The following is an 18,996-nucleotide window of genomic DNA, read 5'->3' as shown; positions in this document are numbered from 1 at the left end:
GGCATGAATGAACTCTGAGTTTCTTTCGTCGTACCATCGCAAAACATGGGTCATTCAACGTTTCCGGATTCAGATGAAAACCTTCAAACGCTGTTTTATCGGTTTCACCCTGACACTGTCACTTCTGCTCGCCGGCCCGCTGTTCCTGGCCGCCTGCGCCGGCCTCCAGGACTCAGGGAGCTGGCGAACGGCAGACCGCTCCAGCGCGGGCATTGCCCCACGCCCGGAGCAGGAGCAAGCGGCGGTGGTTCAGGTCTACGGGGCCCGTGCCTATAACTGGCGGGGGTATTTCTCATTGCATACCTGGATCAGCACCAAAGAGACGGGCGCCGATGGCTATTATGTTCATGAAGTCACGGGCTGGCGTCACTACGTGGTCCAGTCCCGGCCAGACGACCCGGATCGTGCCTGGTATGGCGCGCCGCCGACGTTGATTGCGGATATCCGCGGTGAGCAGGCCGAGCGGATTATTGATCAGCTGAATGAGGTGATTGACCGCTACCCATACCCAACGGAATACACCGCCTGGCCCGGCCCCAACAGCAACACCTTCGTCGCCTGGGTGATCCGTCAGATTCCGGAAATGGATGTGGCCCTGCCCAACCACGCGATTGGCAAGGATTATCTGGGAAATGGCGTTGTGTCCGAGGTACCTGGCGGCAGCGGTTATCAACTATCGCTCGGTGGTTATTTTGGTATTCTGGCCGGTGTTCGGGAAGGACTGGAATTGAACATTCTGGGGCTCTCGATGGGCATCAACCCGTTGGCGCTTGGCATCAAACTCCCCGGAGTCGGCGAATTGGCGTTCCGCAGCACCAATCCGATGCATGAACCGTCTGGCTCGAACTCTGAGCCTGAGACCGACGCTGTGCCTCAAACTGGTGCCGCTGAGGCGGCCGAGGCAGGGCAGGTCTCCCAAAAAACGCTTTGAATACATCCATGTACGCTTGGGCTCCGCCATCCATGGCTCCGCACATTTTTGGGAGACCTGCCCTGCCTCGCCCTGATTCGGAGGAAAACCCTAGAGCGCGGTGATTCCTGCATAGCGGACTAGCCCTGCTGCAGCGATACCGGCTGCGATAGCGGGGAGAGGCTTCTTCGTTGCCAGCATAATAACAGCGGTGACAACCAGTGCTGCCAATGAGCCGGCATCGCCGCTTACCGCCATGGGGACGATGATCGCGATCAACACCGAACTGGCCATGGTGTTGATGAAGCTTTCGATGCGCGGGTTGATCGTTACGAACGACATCAGGAACACACCGCCGAAGCGAGTCGCCAGGGTGACAAGCGTCATGATGGCGATCAGGGCCAGAGTGCCAGCAACCGTGGTTTCAACCGTCATGATGAACGTCCCTCTTCAACAGATTCCGGTGCTTCAGACTTCTTTTCCATCCAGAAAAAACCAATAGCGCCACCTGCCAACGCACCGACAACCACGTGGGTATTGGGCGGTAGCCATTTCCAGGCGGCCAGCGATGAGGTTGCCGCGACGGTCCAGGCCACAAGGGTTCGGGGGGATTTGTTGCCGCCGAGTGCCATGGCCAGCAGGAAGCAACCCAGCACCATATCCAGGCCCAGAGACTTGGGATTCTGCAGCAGGCCACCGAAATAAACCCCCAGCCAGGTTCCGATAATCCACGCCACCCACAGCACAAGACCACCGCCGAGGATAACCTCCAGGTTCCGTTTACCACTCTGGTATTCCTGCGCGGACACGGCCCAGTTGGCGTCGGTCAGGAGCAGCAGTAAGCCATAGCGCCGACCCGGGGACACATCCCTGAGCATGGGGTACAGGGAGGCCCCCATCAGCAGATGGCGGGAATTAATGGCGAACACGACGGCCATCAAAGGAATCAGCGACACCTCGCTACCCCACATATCGACAGCGGCAAACTGGGAAGCGCCCGCAAATACCGTGGTGCTCATGAGTATTGCCTGCAGTGGCTCCAATCCTTTCTGGATGGCCGCCAATCCGAAGGCAGCACCAAAGGCCACCACAAATAACGAGATGGGAAGAAGCCGGAAAAACTCCGCGCGGACTTTTTCGGGTTGAAGCTGGTAGGAATATGTATGAACGTTCATCTAAGCAAGCTAATGAAACCAGCTTCAGATGCGTATAGGTAGATGCCGAAGAGTCAGAGCTGGCCGAGGGTGTAGGCCAGGGTGTCACTGATACCCGCGTTAAGCTTCAGGTCCACCAGTGAATCGGCACGGGTACGCCCCAGGTTCAGTGTCGCCATGGGTTTACCCCATTCTTTGGCATAGCGACAAAATCGAAATCCGGAATAGACCATCAGCGAAGAGCCGATCACCAACAGGCCATCACACGTCTTGAGCGTGTCCAGTGTGGACGTCACCCGGTCTTTGGGCACGTAGTCGCCGAAAAACACCACATCCGGTTTCAGAATGCCGTCGCAACAGGGGCAGTCCGCGATGCGAAACTCAGAAAAGTCCACTTCCAGATCGGCATCACCATCCGGCGCGGCGCCGGCGGAATAGTGCCCAAAAGTCGGGTTCATGTCCGCGCAACGCTCGTGGACCTCGTCGCGCTTGCAGCGATATCCGCAATCCATGCAGACAACCTCGTCAGCCCTGCCGTGCAAATCCGTTACCGAACGGCTACCCGCCTGCTGATGCAGGCGATCCACGTTCTGGGTGACAAGCAGGCGGCTGTAGCGGCGAAGTTCCAACTCGGCAACACGATGATGCGCGATGTTGGGCCTGGCGTTGCGAATGATTGGCCAACCAATGAGACTTCGCCCCCAGTAACGCTGGCGAACCATCGTGCTCGTCATAAAGTCCTGATGCTGGACCGGTTGTTTGCGCTTCCACGCGCCATCGCCATCCCGATAGTCAGGAATGCCGGAATCGGTACTGACGCCGGCTCCCGTCAATATCATCAGGCCAGGATGCCGGTGGATGAATTCCGCCAGCATGGCCCCCGCCTGCTCGGGAGAATGCAGCTCCAGTGGCTGATCAGCGGCCGGCATTGTTACGCCTTTAACAGGTTTTTGAATGACAGGCATCACACTCACACTCGTTGGGAACTCCTCTACTTTAGGGAGCAAATCCACCGCTGCCAATGGTAACAACCGGAAAAGATTCTGAAGAGGGCACAATATTCTATTTGCATTGTGCAAAATTTAATTTTGTGCAACCATTAACAATGAAATAAAGTCATCAACACACGATGCGTTGTAATGCGCACGAAGGAGAGTCGAAAACATGTCTATTGAACAGGTTGTTTATCGCGCGTCAGCAGAAGCTACCGGCGGCCGTGACGGCCGTGCCATCTCCTCGGACGGCGTCCTCGATGTTGAGCTGACAACACCGAAAGAAATGGGTGGTGCCGGCGGCAAAGGCTCCAACCCGGAGCAGTTGTTCGCGGCCGGTTATTCTGCGTGCTTCATCGGCGCCATGAAATTCGTCGCTGGCCGGGACAAGCTTCCCATGCCAGAAGATGCGTCTATTGAGGGTGTAGTCGGCATTGGCCAGATTCCCGGAGGCTTCGGGATCGAGGTGGAACTGAAAATCTCTCTGCCGGGCATGGACGATCAACAGGCCAAGCAGCTGATCGATGCAGCTCACCAGGTGTGCCCCTACTCCAACGCCACCCGTGGCAACATCGATGTGACATTGACCCGGGTGGATTGATATCGACCTGGTCGATCACCGAAATCTGACAGCGGGCTACCTGCCCGCTGTCAGGAACCGGCTAGACCAGCTTTGCGGTTTCCACCGAGAGCATGGGAATTACCGACAGCGCAAGCAGCGCGCCCATGCTCCAGTTGAACATCCTTCGATATAACGGCTTGCGCAACAATTTCCGCAATCCTGCCCCGCCAAGCATCCAGCTACCGACACAGGGCACGCTGACCAGCAAAAAGGTCAGCCCGATCCAGAACGACTGCTGCAGCACCTCGCCACTACTGACCGTGGTGAACGTCGCCAAAGCGCCAACCGCCATGACCCAGGCTTTGGGATTCACCCACTGGAAGGCCGCCGCCTGAAGGAACGACAACGGCTTGCTGGTTTTCTCACCGTCGATCTCTGTGGCTGTGGTCGCGATTCTCCAGGCGAGATACAGCAAATAGGTTATGCCAAGAACCTTGATCACCAGGTGTAACTGCGGAAATGCTTCAAACACTTTCCCCAGGCCCAGACTGATCGCTACCACCATGGCGGGAAAACCAAAGCAGATACCCAGGTAGTGAGGTAGCGTTCGCCACACCCCGAAATTGACGCCCGATGTCATGATCATGATGTTGTTCGGGCCTGGCGTTACCGTCGACACCAGCGCGAAGAGCAATACGCTTAATACGATTTCCATGTTCCCTGCCGAGCTCCCTGTTACCGATTCGTTACTCGTCAATCCTACAAAGCGGGCCGCCAGTGAAACAGATTCAGAAGTGTGGTTTTTTGACCATAACAGTTGAGCGATTCATTACCCGTCAGAGCTCTTATCCGGGGGACAAAGTCCGGATAAGCAGGTTGCGCATGTGGTCTGCACCCAATCGATTCATCAGCTCAACGTTCTGCTCCGGTATCGATTCTGTTCCGGGATAGCCGGCGATGGCGCGCTCAAGGCTGCGTTCCCTCAGCAGGTGCAGCATCGGGTAAGGAGAGCGATTGGTGTAATTTTCGGCGTCAGCCGCATTGGTGCCGCCAAACTGATAGTCGGGATGAAAACTGGCAATCTGATACTCCCCGTCCAGCTCGAGATGCACAAGAAGGCCGTCGGCTGCGTCGAGAAAATCGTTGTAGTCCATAAAGTCCGTCAGCACGTCGGGATGCACAAGCAGCGTTGTCTCAACCTCCGGATGTTGTTCCAGATGCATCATTTCTTCCTGCAGTGCAGTTAACAGCCCCTCCTCCGAGTTGGCATCCGTCGCCACAAATCGAATGCGCCCATTCACCAACTCCCGACGGGCAAACGGGCACAAGTTGAGACCAATGACCACCTCTGACACCCACCGCCGCGTGGCGGCCAGAACGGTATTACACTCCAAGTTGAAACTCCCATACGTTAAAAGCGGGGAAAGGATGGCGAAAATGCTGCCCGAGCGCCGAACAAGACTGAAAAGGACCTGAAAGGACCGACACAGCCAGCGCAAGTCATGATACGTTAAGCAAGCTTACAATAATTCCGTGACCGATGGCTGCCGGAGAACACGATGAACGCGCTGCGAACACCTGACAAACGATTTGAACGCCTGTTGGATTATCCCTTCGCCCCTCATTACGTGGAGGTCGACGGACTGCGCATGCATTACGTCGATGAAGGCCCCTCGGACGCCAGCCCGGTGCTGATGATGCACGGCGAACCTTCCTGGTCGTACCTCTACCGCCACATGATTCCCATCTGTGCAGCGGCAGGGCACCGGGTGATCGCGCCAGACCTGATCGGTTTTGGCAAATCCGACAAACCCACGGATATCAACGCGTACAGTTACCAGAGCCATATGGACTGGATGCAGGCGTTTCTGGAACAGACTGACCTGCAGAACATCACCCTCGTATGCCAGGACTGGGGATCTCTTCTCGGCCTGAGACTGGCGGCGGAAAATCCGGAGCGGTTCCGTGCCATTGTGGTGGGTAATGGCATGCTGCCTACCGGCGACCAGCCCGTGCCAAAAGCGTTCCAGTTGTGGAAGAACTTCGCCCTGTACAGCCCCTGGTTTCCCATTGCCCGCATTATCAATACCGGAAGCTTTCGCACCCTGGGGCCCGACGAGCGTCGTGCCTACGATGCGCCATTCCCCAACAAGAAGTACAAGGCCGGTGCTCGCGCTTTTCCGAAACTGGTGCCGGTGACACCAGACAACCCTGCCAGTGAAGCCAATCGCGAAGCTTGGAAGGTTCTGGAGCAGTGGAAGAAGCCGTTCCTGACCACTTTCAGTAACGGCGACCCGATCACCCGGGGCGGCGACCGTTATATGCAGGAGAGAATTCCCGGCGCAAAGGGCCAGCCCCACACCACTCTCACCGGCGGACACTTCCTGCAGGAAGACTCACCGGTTGAGTTTGCGGGGGCGATCAATACCCTGATGGCTCGCCTGGACGAAAGTGATCAGACATAACCCTGGCTTCGCAGGTAGTCATCGTAACTGCCGCTGAAGTCGGTTATGCCGTCGGCCTTCAGTTCAATAATTCGGGTGGCAAGGGATGACACGAACTCCCGGTCATGGCTGACAAACACCAGCGTGCCCGGGTAATTTTCCAGCGCCAGGTTCAGGGCCTCGATGGATTCCATGTCCAGGTGGTTGGTGGGCTCGTCCATCAGCATGACGTTGGGCTTTTCCAGGATCAGCTTACCGAACAGCATACGGCCCTGCTCTCCGCCCGAAATGACCTTCACCGATTTACCGATATCATCCCCTGAGAACAACATGCGGCCGAGGGTTCCCCGAACCAGTTGTTCTCCGCCGGTGGTCCATTGCGACATCCACTCGGTCAGATCCATGTCCTCATCAAAGTCGGCGCCGTGATCCTGGGCGTAGTAGCCGACCTGGGCACTGTCGGTCCACTTAACATCGCCGCTGTCAGGCGTCATGGCGCCGGCCATACACTGCATCAGTGTGGTTTTGCCAATGCCGTTGGGCCCGATGATGGCCACTCGCTCACCCGCTTCGATCTGAAGGTTCATTTTGTCGAACAGGGGCTTGCCATCGAAGCCCTTGGTAAATTCCTTCAGCGTTACCGCCTGTCGATGCAGCTTCTTGGTTTGCTCAAACCGGATGAACGGGCTTACCCGACTGGACGGTTTGACCTCTTCCAACTGGATCTTGTCGATCTGACGGGCGCGGGAGGTTGCCTGCTTGGCTTTGGAAGCGTTGGCGGAAAAGCGACTGACAAACTGCTGCAACTCGGCAATCTGGGCTTTCTTCTTGGCGTTATCCGACAGCATGCGCTCGCGGGCCTGGGTGGCAGCGGTCATGTATTCGTCGTAATTGCCAGGGAACAGCCGAAGCTCGCCATAATCCAGATCCGCCATGTGTGTGCACACGCTGTTCAGGAAGTGGCGGTCGTGGGAAATAATGATCATGGTGCTGTTGCGAGCCACCAGGATGTTCTCCAGCCAACGTATGGTATTGATATCCAGATGGTTGGTGGGCTCGTCCAGAAGCAGGATATCAGGATCAGAGAACAACGCCTGGGCCAGCAGAACACGCAGTTTCCAGCCCGGCGCAACAGCGCTCATGGGGCCGTTGTGCTGTTCCAGGGGAATATCCAGGCCCAGCAGCAGTTCGCCAGCGCGGGCATCGGCGGTATAGCCGTCCATCTCGGCGAATTGCACTTCCAGGTCCGCCACGGCCATGCCGTCTTCCTCGCTCATTTCAGCGAGCGAGTAGATACGATCACGCTCGGCTTTTACACGCCAGAGCTCTTCGTGGCCCATAATGACCGTATCAATCACCGAGCAGTCCTCGTAGGCAAACTGGTCCTGGCGCAGCTTACCCAGCCGCTGATTCTGGTCCACCATGACCTGGCCGGCCGACGGTTCCAGGTCGCCGCCAAGGATTTTCATGAACGTGGACTTGCCGCAGCCATTGGCGCCGATCAGACCGTAGCGGTTGCCATTGCCGAATTTGACGGACACATTTTCGAAAAGGGGTTTGGCCCCGAACTGCATGGTAATGTTCGCGGTGGATATCAAGAATAGACCTGCTGAGAGTGAAGACCGGGCACGGGCCGGCGAAGGAAAAGCCGGCATTGTACAGGTTTGTGGCCAAAACCGTGAGACAGCAAAAACACGGATAAAAAGCGCTTGCCTCAACGGCCCAGTGCGGGCAGCATTTCACCCTCGGTGATCGCAACATGATCCTCATTCGAAAAAAGGAAACACACCATGACACAGGCAACCGCGCGTCACATCCTTGTAGACAGCGAAGCAAAATGTGAAGAACTGAAGAAAGCCATTGAAGGCGGCCAGGACTTCGCGGAAGTGGCGAAGCAACATTCATCCTGCCCCTCAGGCCGCAACGGCGGCGACTTGGGCGCTTTCGGCCCGGGCCAGATGGTTCCGGAATTCGACAAGGTGGTTTTCAGTGGTGAAGTGAACAAGGTGCTCGGCCCGGTGAAAACCCAGTTCGGCTACCACCTGCTGGAAGTGACCAGCCGGAGCTGATGGCTTTAAACCTGCCAGCGTACCGGCCCGCCCGCAATACCCAGATACTCCGGTATCTGGCTTTTGCGGGCATGATTCTGATTGCCCCTCTGTTTTTTGTCGGCGGCCCCGGTTGGTCCGATGGGCCGTTGTTCAAATCAGCCTGGAATCTCGGGCATATTCTGTTCTTTGCTCTGCTGACCCTGGCCATCCAGCCCTGGCGGATCTGGACGGGCTGGACTCTCTGGGGCATCGGCACACTTGCCGTACTCCTGCTTGGCACCGGTATCGAACTGCTACAACACGGAACCAGCCGCCAGATGGACTGGCAGGATATCCTCCGCAACCAGGTGGGCGTATGGACCATCCTGGCCCTGCGGCCACGGGCCTCACTCACCCGGAAGTCACGGCCGGTGGTCTGGCCACTGAGGCTCATCGTGGCTGCGCTACTGGCCGCCGAAATCGGTGCCACGGCAAGGGTCGCCATTCAGCAGTACCACGTCAGCCAACTGCTGCCGGCACTCTACGACTTCCGCCAGCCAGATCCCTCACCATTCTGGGATGGCGTCATAGCGCCCGTAACCGAGCATGCCATAAACGCCCACAAGCGCGCACTCAGGATATCCCTGTCCACAGCGCATTATTCCGGAGTTTCCCTACACAATTTACCCGAAGACTGGCGCGACTATGACCGCCTCGTCATCGACTTGTACAACCCTCAGGACCACCCATTGCCGATGGTTCTAAGAATCAACGACATAGAGCATGACCTGGGCGACAACGACTACAATGACCGCTTCAACACCCGCCTCTCCCTGGCTCCCGGCCCCAACCAATTCGAACTGGACCTCGACAGGGTCAGGGCAGCCCCCGAAGGCCGATCAATGAATATGCAGGCCATCAGACGACTGATTCTGTTCACGGTTGCACTGCCAGAGCCCAAGACACTCTACCTGCGTGACATTCGGCTGGAATGACGGATCATCATCCCTGGTCTACTTTCAAAAGGAGAAGCGCCCGTAAGGTATCCCCTTGCCTATTATTGCAACATCTGTGTGTAGGCGATTGTATGAAGGCTTCAAAAGCGTACCTGGTTGCGCTGGTTGTGCTGTGGTCGACTCTGGCATTAGCGGATGATGACGAGCGAAAACTGAGCATTAGCGTTGGCGACTGGCCTCCCTTTTTCGTGGAAAGTGAGCCTGGTCAGGGTACGGTTGCCCGGCTGGTCCGAGACATCTTCGCAATGGAAGGCTACAGCGTGGAGTTTCACTTCCTGCCCTGGAAACGCGCCTATCGTGAAGCTGCAAACGGCGAACACGATGCCACCGCGATCTGGATGTACACAGCCGACCGACAGAAAGACTTTCTCTACAGCGAGCCGGTGATGAACGAGCGCTTCGTGCTGTTCTACCGCAAGGACACACCCATTCAATGGCACCAGATGCAGGACCTTGCCAACCTTAATCTTGGGGGAAGCATCGGGTACAGCTACGGCCCCGAGTTCGATAGCGCAATCGAGAACGGTATTCTGAACGTGGAATGGGTCGCCTCCACGGAACTTAATTTCCGCCGCCTGCTGTTTGGCCGGATTGATGCGTTCCCGGAAGAAATCAACGTCGGCTACTACATTCTTCGCCGGGAAACCGACCCACAGCAAACCCTCCGGATTACCCACCACCCGAAGCCCATTCTGGAGAATCAAAGCTTCCTGCTGTTTCCAGCCAACGAACCGGAAACACAAACCCTGCGAGAGGTATTCAACAAGCGCCTGCAGATATTCAGGAAAAATGGCCGCTACGACACCTATTTTGAAACCAAGCCCCAGGCATCACTGAACAAAGCAGGAAAATAGCCGACTGAGCTCAGTCCAGCCGCCAGGGGTTGGCCGTCAGCGGTTCGCCGCCGTGCTCACCCACCATTACTGTATCGCTGCACCCCATGCCCCATTGCCCCGGAATTCTCAGGCATATGGGCAAGTGAAACACCATTCCCGGCTGGAACACCGTCGACTCCCCCCGGGCTATAAAACCGGAGCCTTCCACCCATGATGGAGGAAACTGTGCCCCCACCGTGTAGCCAAACACCCCGGAGAAAAACACCTCACTGGCCAGTGGTGCCATAACCTGCTCCGCAGCCCTGGCAGCGGAATCGAAAGTTTGGCCCGGCACCATAAACGCCTGGAGGGTATCCACCACGCGACGGCAACCATCAAAAACGGCCCGCATCCTGGCCGACGGCTGACCCGCCACCAGAGTACGCATCATCGGTGCCGTGTAACGTTGCCAGGCAGCACCAAATTCGAGGAACACCGTATCGCCGTCTTCGATCCTGCACCGCTTGTGATTGGTATGGATGACACTGCTGCGCAGCCCCACCGTTACGATAGGCTGCATACTCATGAATTCACTGCCGCCCGCCAGAAGGCTTTCTGCGCCGATGGCCGCTATGTCGTTGTCGGTCATCCCGGGGCGGATGGCCGCTGCTGCGGCTTCGATGCCCTGCCCGGTAATACGGGCGCTGTGCCGCAGGCAATCAATTTCGGCCGCTGATTTCACAATACGGATGCTTTTCAACAGGCCTGAAGCATCCACAAACTGTGTGTCTGGGAGTCGCTGTTTGAGCCCTTCCAGGACCCCCTGGCGGAGCGAGCCATGCCAGTAGTCAACGCCGACCTTTCTGCCATGCCCTATCAGCGCGTGTGCCAGGGGATCCAACACATCGCCCACGCCTTCCCAACGGTAACCGATAACGTGATCGACCCGTGTGGTAACCATGGCGGGACCGGTTTCGATGGAGGGCACTTGAAGGGTAAGCGTATCGGCGGTGACCACCAGTGCGACGTGAACGGAGACTTCAAAGGTACTGTAACCGGTCAGATAAAACAGATCGGACGGGTCGGTTAACAGAACAGCTCCGAGACCGTCCGCATGCATCCTGGCGCGAAGGTGTTTGAGACGCTGCTGGTACTCCGCCTCAGGAAAGGGGCATTCCCGGCCCCTGAGTTCGGTGGCCAGGGTTTGCTGGTAGGCATTGAAATCCATGGGGCCGTCTCCGTTACGGAAAGTGACTACTGGAGACTGGACCCAAAACAGGGGCTTTTCAATCTTTCGCGGTGTTACCGCCGATTAAAAAAGCGCCCCAACTGGTTCCCTATGGACTCCACAGGGTCCGTGATCGAGCGCTGAACGCTGTTGGTAACCACGCGGGTGAATGCCGAGCCGGCATCACTTTCGAGGAACTCAATGTACTTCTTCAACTCGGAAGAGCTGAGATCCTGATAGGTGTAGAGGTAGCCATCGTAGACCTGCTGGGCGACCATGCCCCGCAGCATGCCACGCTGGTTCTCGATCTGTTGCTGAAGCTGTTCGAAGGTTGGGCCTTTGCTACCGTTGAACGCTGCCATGGCAGAGGCTAAACCCAACTGGACAGCGACGGTGGTGTCCACGGCACTCTCCGTTGCACGGGCAGCCCGGTCAAAGCGAGTGAACAGCTTGGCCCGTTCGCTGCCCTTGTACTGCTCCTGCAGCGCCGCGGCATTGGCTTCCACCTGCTTCCACGAGTCGGGGTTTGAGGCAGCCACCTCTGCCTGGGAAATTTTCTCCGCCAGCGGCGTTTCATACCAGGCCAGTACCGAGTTCAACTGCCCCTCGCTGAGCCCCTGGTCCAGGTCCTCGACCAGCCGCGCGCGAATCTCGGCAACACTGAACGCATTACTCACAACACTGCTGATGGTGTTGGCAACAAACGGCTCAACCCGCCCGCTTTGTTTCAGGCCCTGGCGGATGCCCTGGCTCATCATCGCCGGGTACTGGGCGACAACCTCATCAATGGGCGACACCCGGAGCACCGAGTCCGCCAAAGGGCTTGCGGTGGCAGAACCACAGACCAGCAAAAGAAAAAGTAATGCCGGTTTAACTTGGGATAGTGTGCGCATGAACCTAGTATCCTCTGATAACGAGGGTCTGTTATGCCATGGAGCTGGCGAGAGCTGCAAGCAAAGCCGGCCAGTAACAGATGACCATTTTGTAGTGTGGAGTGACAGGGCCCGGTCCCGCCCATGAAGAAACGCCGTAATCGACCGAAAAACAGACGACCTGGACGACTTAAAAGCAACCGGGTGAAAATCTGGAAGTCCCGAATGCGGTGGTATGGCCTGCCAACACTGGGCTTGGGGCTGGCAATCGCCATTGTCGCCATCATGCGTTTCAGCCTGCTGGAGCCAGACCCACCGGCAAACCCGGACGACGTCTGTGAGATCTTCCGTGAGCATCCGGTATGGTACGACTATGCCAGCCGTTCACGGGAGCGCTGGGGCACCCCGATTGCAACGCAGATGGCTTTTGTTTACTACGAATCGTCGTTTCGCAGTCATGCCCGTCCACCACGGACCCGCCTGCTGGGGTTCATTCCCTGGCGCCGGCCAACATCCGCCTACGGCTACGCCCAGGCGCTCGACCCGGCGTGGGCCGAGTACCTGGCCGCAAACGGAGACGGTCTGTCCGTGGTACGAACCAACATGAAATACGCACTCGATTTCGTGGGCTGGTATAACCACCTGACCCGCAGAGAAGTGGGCATTCCTCTCACCAGCCCCGAGAAACTTTACCTCGCCTACCACGAAGGCAGGACCGGCTACCAGCGACAGAGCTACCTCGCCAAGCCGAAGGTAAGGTCATTGGCCACTCGGGTCCAGAACCGGGCCTTCCGCTATGACCGCCAGCTCCAGACCTGCGAGGAAGAATTCCAGTGCTGGCGTTTCTACCAGTTCTGGCCCTTCTGTGGTGACTGGTAAGCCCAGACAATGATTCGGCGTCAGCTCTCGCCTTCCACCTGGGGTGTCAGTTGGGTCAGCCTGGCGGTCAGGAACTCCATTACAATCCGTACCCGTGCCATCTGTTGCGTGTCGTGGTTCACCATCAGCCACAGGTCAACGCCCTCGCCTTCAAGTGGCTCCGACAGGCGCGTCAGCTCCTTGGTACTGTCGCCCAGGTAGCAGGGCAATGCCGCCAGCCCTGCCCCGGCCCGCGCCAGGGCGTGCATTGCCTGGAGACTGTTGCAACGGATGATGGACGACGCATTCTTCAGGTGCTTGCGATACCACCGCCCCGTTGCCAGGTGGCTAAAGCTCTCATCCGGCAGAATCCAGAGCGCCTGCTCCGGCGAATGCTCAAGGTCCAGGTCGGTATGACGCTTACGGTAGCTGGTAGCAGCGTAGATAGCCGACTCGATCGTGCCTATTCGCTCCCCTTCCAGTGTGGCCTGGGGTTTGTTTACCGGCCGCAGTGTCAGGTCTGCCTCGCGGTGGCTCAGGTTCAGCACATCGTTGTCGGTGAGCACTTCCAGTTCGATGTCCGGGTATTCCCGGACGAGCTCTGCAATCATCGGACTGATAAGGGCATTCACCATGGTGTCGGTGGCCGCCAACCGGACCTTACCGACGGGCGCTGAATCCTGCCCGACCAACTGCCGTTCAAGATTTTCCATATCGGCGGCCAGCCTTTCGGCTTCGCGGAATGCGGTTTCACCCACGGGTGTGAGTTGCAGACCATCCCGGTTGCGCTCAAAGAACTGAACGCCCATCTGCTCTTCCATCTGATCCAGGCGACGAAGCACCGTGGTCTGGTGAACGCCCAGCATCTCACCGGCTTTGGCAAGGGTTCCCCCTATTGCCAGGGCGTGTATATATCGAAGATAATCCCAATCCATAGATACTGCATATTTGCAACGTGAGTACGGAGTTTAACGTATTTAAACTGCAAATACGAAGCCGTAAACTTCTTTATATAGTCAGCTAACCAATATTTTAATCCACCAGATAAGGAGGAAGGCGCTATGACTCAAGACCATATCGCAACCGTACACCCGCTGCCGTCCAGTATCCTCCACAACAGTACTGAGGTCAGGCGCCAATATACCCGTGCAGCTGCAAAGCAAGCCGTACAGGTTATCAGCCGGAAGATGAATTCCTGGAGAAAAAGGGCAGCAACCGCGTCGCCGGAGATGCCCCAGATGATGCAGGGCGAGCACTAAGCCCGTCCCTGTATGGGAAAGTAAGGGAAGACAGATTTCGAAAACACCGGTGGCCCTGGATACCCAGGCTCACCGGTGTTTTCGTTTTGGGGATCAGAACTCCCAGATCACCTTTTGCTTCTTGCCAAACCACTCGTCCATTTTGCGGTTGTAGAAGTCCTCGATCACATTCCGCTTGATCTTCATGGTGGGTGTGAGCATACCGTTTTCCATGGTCCAGGGTTCTTTCACCACCACCACGAACGCCAGCTTCTCATGAGCCTCGCACCCACTGTTAACGGCGTCCAGCTCCGCAGCCAGCTCCCTCTCCAGCTCATCACGACTGCCTCCTGCTTCCAGCGCTTCCCGTGCTTCTTCGGATAACAGCACCATCAGGCAGGGCTGAGGTTGGTTGGCTCCCGCCACGCACACAACCTCTGCCTTGGGATGATTAAAACGGCTTTCGATGGGCACTGGCACCACATACTTGCCCTTGGAGGTTTTGAAAAGATCCTTCACGCGGCCAGTGATGCGCAGATACCCCTCGCTGTCGATCTCTCCCATATCCCCGGTTTTAAGGAAGCCATCCTCGGTAACGTCCTCGCGGGTTTTCTCTTCGTTCTTATAGTAGCCCAGCATCTGGCCGGGGCTCTTGACCTGCACTTCGCCATTCTCAGCCAGACGATGCTCCGCACCAGGATTGGTGACACCCACGGTACCCACCTTGGCCCGGCCCGGGCGATTGGCATGAGAATAGCCGAAGTTTTCCGACATCCCATACACCTCCAGCAGCTCCAGCCCAAGGTTCCTGTACCAGCCAATAATTTCACCCGAGAGCGGTGCCGCCCCCGTGAGGGCCGCACGGCAGTGATCCAGGCCCAACTGCTTCAATACCTTCTTTTTCACCAGTTTGTTCAGTACCGGAATATTGAACAGCACCTTCTGCTTCTTCGGCGGCAACTTGCTGTTGATGGCCAGGTAGAACTTCATCCACAGCCTGGGCACCGAGAAGAACAGGGTCGGCCGGGCTCTTTGCAGATCTTCCTGGAAGGTGTCCAGGGAATTGGCAAAATACAGGTGGAATCCGTAATAAAGCGACTGGGTTTCCACCGCCGCACGTTCAGCAACATGGGCAAGAGGCAGATAGGAAAGCATTCTTTCATCCTGGGTGACAGGGAATATCTGCTGCAGCCCATCGGCGACGGAAATCATGGTGCGAAAACTGTGCATAACGCCTTTCGGGCGACCGGTGCTTCCAGACGTATAAACCAGGGTGGCCAGGTCATCAGGGTCCGGCAAGCTGGGTTCGGCCGGCTGCTGCTGGGCGATAACGTCCAGCCATTTCGGCGTGTCGTCCCGGGGCGACATCGGCAAAGAAATAACCGGCAGGTCTCCGGGAATGTGGCCCTTGATATCGTTCCAGCCGTCCGCCTTGCCGTCCAACTTCCCCAGGAACAGCAGTTTCGCTTCACTGTGCTCCAGCACATACGCAGCTGTCTCACCATTGAGCGTCGGATATAGCGGAACTGAAACGTGGCCGGCAGCCCATATGGCGAGGTCTGACAGGATCCAGTGCGCACTGTTCTTGCCAAGAATGGCGACATTGCTGCGTTCCGGCAGGCCCAGTGTTGCCAAGTGAGCCGACATCCGGGACACCTGGTCGGCGGCCTGTTTCCAGGTAATGTCTTCGGTGGTGCCATCCGGAAATGGCTGGGTCAGGTATACCTTGTCGGGGGTTTGCTTTGCCCAGTAATACAGGCAGTGGAGGGACGTTTGCTTGTTGCTGTCTGCAGCCATCAAGGGCTCCTTATTGTTGTCGTCTTTTCTGACGTTATTTTTGGGCAACTAAAGCATAGTACCTGTATTTCCCGTTTCCTCAAGCCTGGGCGATGGTGACGGGCCAGCTGGCCCACACGGACAACTCCCGGCCTTTCGCCCGACAGGATTGCAGGGTAACCTCCCGGATCGCGCCAGATAACATTGCCAAATAAGGATGGGTTTCCCCATGCAAGAGTTCATTCTGTACCACTACGCCATGTCGCCTTTTTCCGAAAAGGTTAGGGCCATGCTCGGCTACGCCGGCCTTTCCTGGCAGTCTGTTATCGTCCGGGAAATGCCGCCCCGGCCTATGCTTTCCGCGCTGGCGGGTGGTTACCGCAAAGTTCCCGTGGCCCAGAGTGGCGCCGATGTGTTCTGCGACAGCCGCGCCATCGCTGACGAAATCGCACGCCTGAGTGGCAAACCGGAATTGAGCCTGGCCAACCAGCCGCAAGCAGTCATCGACTTTGTGCACACCACGGACCTTGAGGTGTTTCTTGCCTGCGTGATTGCCGCCAGCGATGGCCGCATGCTGCGGAAGCTGATCCGCGACACGTCGCTGCTGAACGCCTTACGCTTCCTCAAGGACCGCATCACCATGGGCACAAAGTCCCGCGTGAAAGCGGTACGAGGGCCGCAGGCAAAAGCCAAGGTTATGGCGCACATCGAAACCATGGAGTCGATGCTGGAGAAAGACTTCTTGTTCGGCGATACTCCCTGCATCGCTGATTTTTCGGCCTACCATGGCCTGTGGTTTGTCTGCGATCTGGCGGGCAAACCCTGGCTGCGGGACACTCCCAACGTGGCAGCGTGGCTGGAGCGAATGAAAGCCTTCGGACACGGCAAACCTAGTGAGATCACCGCTGACCAGGCATTGGACATTGCCCGCAATGAAACGCCGCGAGCCATTGAGTCTGCCGGTGGTAATGAGTTAACAGGAAAGAATGTCGAAGTCGCACCCGATGACTACGGGCGCGACCCGGTCGCAGGACGCCTGGTGTTCGCAGATGAGCAAACCCTGATTCTGGAGCGTTCCCACGCGCGTGTCGGGCAGGTCCATGTCCACTTCCCGAAACAGGGTTATGCAATCAAGCCGGCCTGATGCCTCAAGCCGGCTCGCCCTTCTGGCCGGCACTTTCGAAAGCGGCCAACACTGAAGACAGGAAATCATCCATTAACGAGCGCGGCGCGGGGTTGTTTTCGCCGCCCCGCTCGTTCTGGAGCCGCTGGATATCGTCCAGCAGTTCCTGCATGAGCCCTTCCATTGCCTGAAGGTCCATGCCTTTGGCAACCGACTCCTGAGCAAGCCCCTGGATATCCCGGGCGAGACTGCCAAGCGGTCGCAACTGCATGTTTGCGGAGGGCTCGGATGAAGGCTCACGGGATACAGACTCGTAAGCAGCGGCAGACACCATCCGGGTAGCAGAGAGGTTCAGGCTGAAGCTCGCCAGTTCATCCCCGCCCAAACTCAACGACTGGGCCGCTTGAAAGGCACCCTGGATATCGCCGTCGAAAAAACGGCCAGACACTTGCTGCACTTTGCCAAAAAGATCCGCGAGCGCGGCCTTCTCGCCGTCATCCAGACTGCCCTCCACCGAGAACGCATAACGCCCCGAAAACAGGCTGGCCGAGCGTACTTCTTCAGACCGGACGCCATCACTCTCGCGGGCACTTGCCGACATCGCCGAGTAGCGTTGCTCCTCCATGCGAACGGTCACACGGTCGCCGTCACGGGTGGTGACCTCAAACGCAAAAGACTCTTTGCTGGCGCTCTCCACCATCGCCGCTGCTACCCGGCTCTCTGACGGCATCCCGTTTTGCAGATACCGCGATTCCAGATCAGACAAACCGTCCTGGATGCGCGTGAAGCTGTCGTCGATATCACGACTCAATGTGTCCGTCATCAACCCCAGGGCTTCGATCTGCTCCCGCGCCTCGGAGAACCCCTGCTCAACACCACGGCGTGCATCGGAAAGCAGGCCTGCCAGGCGCTCCGAGTCTGCACCGGCAGCCGCTTCCTTTTGCAGGCGCTGCTGGACGAAGCCCAGCACGCGGCTGGCCACGTCGGCGGCTGTCGGCGGTTCGAATCGATTTCGGGTGGAGGCAGATGCGTCGGGGCCGGATGCCCCGAGTCGTTGCTGAAGCTGTTGTTCAAGCCTGCTTCGAAGTGCGTTAATAGCATCCTCGGGCGTGCGGATCGCCCCCCTGCCCTGTTCCCGGACCTTGGTAGGCTCGGGGGCATTGTTTGTCGACCGGCTTCCCGATGGCTCCGCGCCGGAGCGACCTGGCATTCCGGAACCGGGAATATTAATTGGAGAAACCATACCCTCACCCCTCATCAGCGCTGTCTGCAGGCAGGACATGGGATGCTTCCGCAGCCTGCCCCTGTTTATCGGCAGACCGGCGGCAGGCATTAAGAACGTTTCGGTATTAGCACCAGATGATTAGGCAATTCGTTTTTCTCGCGGGTTGCGGGCAACTGCTCCCGCAGGTGCTGGCCGCAACTTTCGATGCAACCGAGGAAGCCGGCCAGGGTATCGCCACTGCGAACCTGGTTGGTAAAGGTGCCGACAATCTCTTCCCAAACGCCGTCGCTGACCTTATCGGCAATGCCCTGATCCACCAGAATTTCAACATAGTGTTCCGCTTCCGAGACGAAAATCAGCATGCCAACGCCGCCCTGGGTGTGATGAAGATCCTGCTCCAGGAATTGCCGCCGGGCCATGTTGGACGCCCGCCAGAAGCGAACAGCCTTTGGAACCAGATGATGCCCCACACCCGGAAACCGAAACAACAGGCATAACAGGATAAAGGTCACCCACTGAACCACCAGCAACCAGTCCGCGCCCAACGAACCGGTAAAGTAATTGATCGCTCCGGGCACCAGTAGTGCAATAACCCCGGCCCAGAGCAGAGGGATATAGGAATAATCATCGGAGGCTGCGGCAAGAACCGTTACCAGTTCCGCGTCGGTCTCACGCTCCACCTCTGTGATGGCCGAAGCCACCTGTTGTTGCTCACTGTCTGTTAGTAACGTCATGTTCGTTCCGGTGTTGCTG

Annotated in this window: 20 protein-coding genes and 1 pseudogene; 9 read left to right on the top strand and 12 right to left on the bottom strand. The window is 57.6% G+C overall.

Annotated elements, in window-relative coordinates; all coding sequences use genetic code 11:
* Positions 1-73: 73 nt before the first annotated feature.
* A complete protein-coding gene (locus tag R1T46_RS09525; RefSeq protein ID WP_213479515.1) occupies positions 74-931 on the top strand; it encodes a DUF3750 domain-containing protein in 858 nt (285 codons plus the stop codon).
* 90 nt (positions 932-1,021) lie between these two features.
* Here R1T46_RS09525 and R1T46_RS09520 read toward each other — a convergent pair whose 3' ends face one another.
* Genes R1T46_RS09520 through R1T46_RS09510 form a run of 3 tightly spaced genes read right to left on the bottom strand, consistent with a single transcriptional unit; the run spans position 1,022 to position 2,993 of the window.
* A complete protein-coding gene (locus R1T46_RS09520) occupies positions 1,022-1,345 on the bottom strand; it encodes an AzlD family protein (protein WP_036209492.1) in 324 nt (107 codons plus the stop codon).
* Entirely contained in the window at positions 1,342-2,085 is a 744-nt protein-coding gene (locus tag R1T46_RS09515; RefSeq protein WP_085679660.1) for an AzlC family ABC transporter permease, read from the bottom strand. Before R1T46_RS09515 ends, R1T46_RS09520 begins: the two co-directional genes overlap by 4 nt.
* Before the next feature lie 53 nt (positions 2,086-2,138).
* Positions 2,139-2,993 carry an NAD-dependent protein deacetylase gene (locus R1T46_RS09510; protein WP_087148971.1) on the bottom strand — a complete coding sequence of 285 codons (855 nt, stop codon included), beginning with the start codon at positions 2,991-2,993 and terminating at the stop codon, positions 2,139-2,141.
* A 235-nt stretch (positions 2,994-3,228) separates the two neighbouring features.
* Here R1T46_RS09510 and R1T46_RS09505 point away from each other — a divergent pair, with 235 nt between their 5' ends.
* The gene (locus R1T46_RS09505) at positions 3,229-3,657 is read left to right on the top strand and encodes an organic hydroperoxide resistance protein (protein WP_075197036.1); all 429 of its coding nucleotides are present in this window, start codon (positions 3,229-3,231) and stop codon (positions 3,655-3,657) included.
* A 61-nt stretch (positions 3,658-3,718) separates the two neighbouring features.
* Here the strand turns inward: R1T46_RS09505 and R1T46_RS09500 are convergent, their stop codons facing one another.
* Positions 3,719-4,333, bottom strand: coding sequence for a LysE family translocator (locus R1T46_RS09500; RefSeq protein WP_041332348.1), 615 nt, complete (start codon positions 4,331-4,333; stop codon positions 3,719-3,721).
* 130 nt (positions 4,334-4,463) lie between these two features.
* Positions 4,464-5,012 (bottom strand): DUF1415 domain-containing protein, encoded by a 549-nt coding sequence (locus R1T46_RS09495; RefSeq protein WP_085681968.1) that lies wholly within the window; start codon positions 5,010-5,012, stop codon positions 4,464-4,466.
* 165 nt (positions 5,013-5,177) lie between these two features.
* Here R1T46_RS09495 and R1T46_RS09490 point away from each other — a divergent pair, with 165 nt between their 5' ends.
* Entirely contained in the window at positions 5,178-6,083 is a 906-nt protein-coding gene (locus R1T46_RS09490; protein WP_286810299.1) for a haloalkane dehalogenase, read from the top strand.
* On the opposite strand, the gene R1T46_RS09485 is transcribed toward R1T46_RS09490, so the two are convergent.
* Positions 6,074-7,660: an ABC-F family ATPase gene (locus tag R1T46_RS09485; RefSeq protein WP_036209478.1), complete on the bottom strand. Its 1,587-nt coding sequence runs from the start codon at positions 7,658-7,660 to the stop codon at positions 6,074-6,076. The two genes, R1T46_RS09490 and R1T46_RS09485, sit on opposite strands and share 10 nt — an antisense overlap.
* Positions 7,661-7,846: 186 nt before the next feature.
* On the opposite strand from R1T46_RS09485, the pseudogene R1T46_RS09480 reads away from it, so the two are divergent.
* From R1T46_RS09480 to R1T46_RS09470, 3 genes and pseudogenes are all read left to right on the top strand, one after another.
* Positions 7,847-8,131: pseudogene (locus R1T46_RS09480) on the top strand (peptidylprolyl isomerase); the annotation flags it as partial.
* Positions 8,131-9,087 carry a succinyl-CoA synthetase subunit beta gene (locus tag R1T46_RS09475; protein ID WP_317308075.1) on the top strand — a complete coding sequence of 319 codons (957 nt, stop codon included), beginning with the start codon at positions 8,131-8,133 and terminating at the stop codon, positions 9,085-9,087. The pseudogene R1T46_RS09480 and the gene R1T46_RS09475, both read left to right, overlap by 1 nt.
* A gap of 92 nt (positions 9,088-9,179) precedes the next feature.
* Positions 9,180-9,962, top strand: a complete 783-nt coding sequence (locus tag R1T46_RS09470) for a substrate-binding periplasmic protein (protein WP_036209469.1) — start codon at positions 9,180-9,182, stop codon at positions 9,960-9,962.
* 10 nt (positions 9,963-9,972) lie between these two features.
* Here R1T46_RS09470 and R1T46_RS09465 read toward each other — a convergent pair whose 3' ends face one another.
* Together R1T46_RS09465 and R1T46_RS09460 are read right to left on the bottom strand one after the other, a co-directional pair.
* The gene (locus tag R1T46_RS09465) at positions 9,973-11,151 is read right to left on the bottom strand and encodes a Xaa-Pro peptidase family protein (protein WP_317308074.1); all 1,179 of its coding nucleotides are present in this window, start codon (positions 11,149-11,151) and stop codon (positions 9,973-9,975) included.
* A gap of 74 nt (positions 11,152-11,225) precedes the next feature.
* On the bottom strand, positions 11,226-12,044 hold the full coding sequence (locus R1T46_RS09460; protein WP_036209463.1) for a DUF2059 domain-containing protein: 819 nt from the start codon (positions 12,042-12,044) through the stop codon (positions 11,226-11,228).
* Positions 12,045-12,248: 204 nt separating this feature from the next.
* Between R1T46_RS09460 and R1T46_RS09455 the strand changes: the two genes are divergently transcribed.
* Entirely contained in the window at positions 12,249-12,902 is a 654-nt protein-coding gene (locus tag R1T46_RS09455; RefSeq protein WP_197061343.1) for a lysozyme-like domain containing protein, read from the top strand.
* Positions 12,903-12,922: 20 nt separating this feature from the next.
* On the opposite strand, the gene R1T46_RS09450 is transcribed toward R1T46_RS09455, so the two are convergent.
* On the bottom strand, positions 12,923-13,816 hold the full coding sequence (locus tag R1T46_RS09450) for a LysR family transcriptional regulator (RefSeq protein ID WP_091640855.1): 894 nt from the start codon (positions 13,814-13,816) through the stop codon (positions 12,923-12,925).
* A gap of 126 nt (positions 13,817-13,942) precedes the next feature.
* On the opposite strand from R1T46_RS09450, the gene R1T46_RS09445 reads away from it, so the two are divergent.
* Positions 13,943-14,140, top strand: a complete 198-nt coding sequence (locus tag R1T46_RS09445) for a hypothetical protein (protein WP_036209452.1) — start codon at positions 13,943-13,945, stop codon at positions 14,138-14,140.
* Between the two features lie 93 nt (positions 14,141-14,233).
* On the opposite strand, the gene R1T46_RS09440 is transcribed toward R1T46_RS09445, so the two are convergent.
* Entirely contained in the window at positions 14,234-15,916 is a 1,683-nt protein-coding gene (locus tag R1T46_RS09440; RefSeq protein ID WP_036209447.1) for an AMP-binding protein, read from the bottom strand.
* Positions 15,917-16,124: 208 nt separating this feature from the next.
* On the opposite strand from R1T46_RS09440, the gene R1T46_RS09435 reads away from it, so the two are divergent.
* A complete protein-coding gene (locus R1T46_RS09435) occupies positions 16,125-17,039 on the top strand; it encodes a glutathione S-transferase family protein (protein WP_286811429.1) in 915 nt (304 codons plus the stop codon).
* Positions 17,040-17,043: 4 nt separating this feature from the next.
* Here R1T46_RS09435 and R1T46_RS09430 read toward each other — a convergent pair whose 3' ends face one another.
* Positions 17,044-18,261, bottom strand: a complete 1,218-nt coding sequence (locus R1T46_RS09430) for a DUF5610 domain-containing protein (protein WP_317308073.1) — start codon at positions 18,259-18,261, stop codon at positions 17,044-17,046.
* 89 nt (positions 18,262-18,350) lie between these two features.
* Positions 18,351-18,977 carry a TPM domain-containing protein gene (locus tag R1T46_RS09425; protein ID WP_036209441.1) on the bottom strand — a complete coding sequence of 209 codons (627 nt, stop codon included), beginning with the start codon at positions 18,975-18,977 and terminating at the stop codon, positions 18,351-18,353.
* Positions 18,978-18,996: the final 19 nt, after the last annotated feature.

This window comes from Marinobacter salarius (genome assembly GCF_032922745.1).
Classification (GTDB): Bacteria; Pseudomonadota; Gammaproteobacteria; order Pseudomonadales; family Oleiphilaceae; genus Marinobacter.
Note: the sequence above shows the minus strand (reverse complement) of the source record. Positions and strands in the feature narration are given on the sequence as shown.

Coding starts and splice junctions, on each gene's coding strand:
- R1T46_RS09525 (WP_213479515.1), top strand. CDS start 74: ATGAAAACCTTCAAACGCTGTTTTATCGGTTTCACCCTGACACTGTCA.
- R1T46_RS09520 (WP_036209492.1), bottom strand. CDS start 1,345: ATGACGGTTGAAACCACGGTTGCTGGCACTCTGGCCCTGATCGCCATC.
- R1T46_RS09515 (WP_085679660.1), bottom strand. CDS start 2,085: ATGAACGTTCATACATATTCCTACCAGCTTCAACCCGAAAAAGTCCGC.
- R1T46_RS09510 (WP_087148971.1), bottom strand. CDS start 2,993: ATGCCGGCCGCTGATCAGCCACTGGAGCTGCATTCTCCCGAGCAGGCG.
- R1T46_RS09505 (WP_075197036.1), top strand. CDS start 3,229: ATGTCTATTGAACAGGTTGTTTATCGCGCGTCAGCAGAAGCTACCGGC.
- R1T46_RS09500 (WP_041332348.1), bottom strand. CDS start 4,333: ATGGAAATCGTATTAAGCGTATTGCTCTTCGCGCTGGTGTCGACGGTA.
- R1T46_RS09490 (WP_286810299.1), top strand. CDS start 5,178: ATGAACGCGCTGCGAACACCTGACAAACGATTTGAACGCCTGTTGGAT.
- R1T46_RS09475 (WP_317308075.1), top strand. CDS start 8,131: ATGGCTTTAAACCTGCCAGCGTACCGGCCCGCCCGCAATACCCAGATA.
- R1T46_RS09470 (WP_036209469.1), top strand. CDS start 9,180: ATGAAGGCTTCAAAAGCGTACCTGGTTGCGCTGGTTGTGCTGTGGTCG.
- R1T46_RS09465 (WP_317308074.1), bottom strand. CDS start 11,151: ATGGATTTCAATGCCTACCAGCAAACCCTGGCCACCGAACTCAGGGGC.
- R1T46_RS09460 (WP_036209463.1), bottom strand. CDS start 12,044: ATGCGCACACTATCCCAAGTTAAACCGGCATTACTTTTTCTTTTGCTG.
- R1T46_RS09455 (WP_197061343.1), top strand. CDS start 12,249: ATGCGGTGGTATGGCCTGCCAACACTGGGCTTGGGGCTGGCAATCGCC.
- R1T46_RS09450 (WP_091640855.1), bottom strand. CDS start 13,816: ATGGATTGGGATTATCTTCGATATATACACGCCCTGGCAATAGGGGGA.
- R1T46_RS09445 (WP_036209452.1), top strand. CDS start 13,943: ATGACTCAAGACCATATCGCAACCGTACACCCGCTGCCGTCCAGTATC.
- R1T46_RS09440 (WP_036209447.1), bottom strand. CDS start 15,916: ATGGCTGCAGACAGCAACAAGCAAACGTCCCTCCACTGCCTGTATTAC.
- R1T46_RS09435 (WP_286811429.1), top strand. CDS start 16,125: ATGCAAGAGTTCATTCTGTACCACTACGCCATGTCGCCTTTTTCCGAA.
- R1T46_RS09430 (WP_317308073.1), bottom strand. CDS start 18,261: ATGGTTTCTCCAATTAATATTCCCGGTTCCGGAATGCCAGGTCGCTCC.
- R1T46_RS09425 (WP_036209441.1), bottom strand. CDS start 18,977: ATGACGTTACTAACAGACAGTGAGCAACAACAGGTGGCTTCGGCCATC.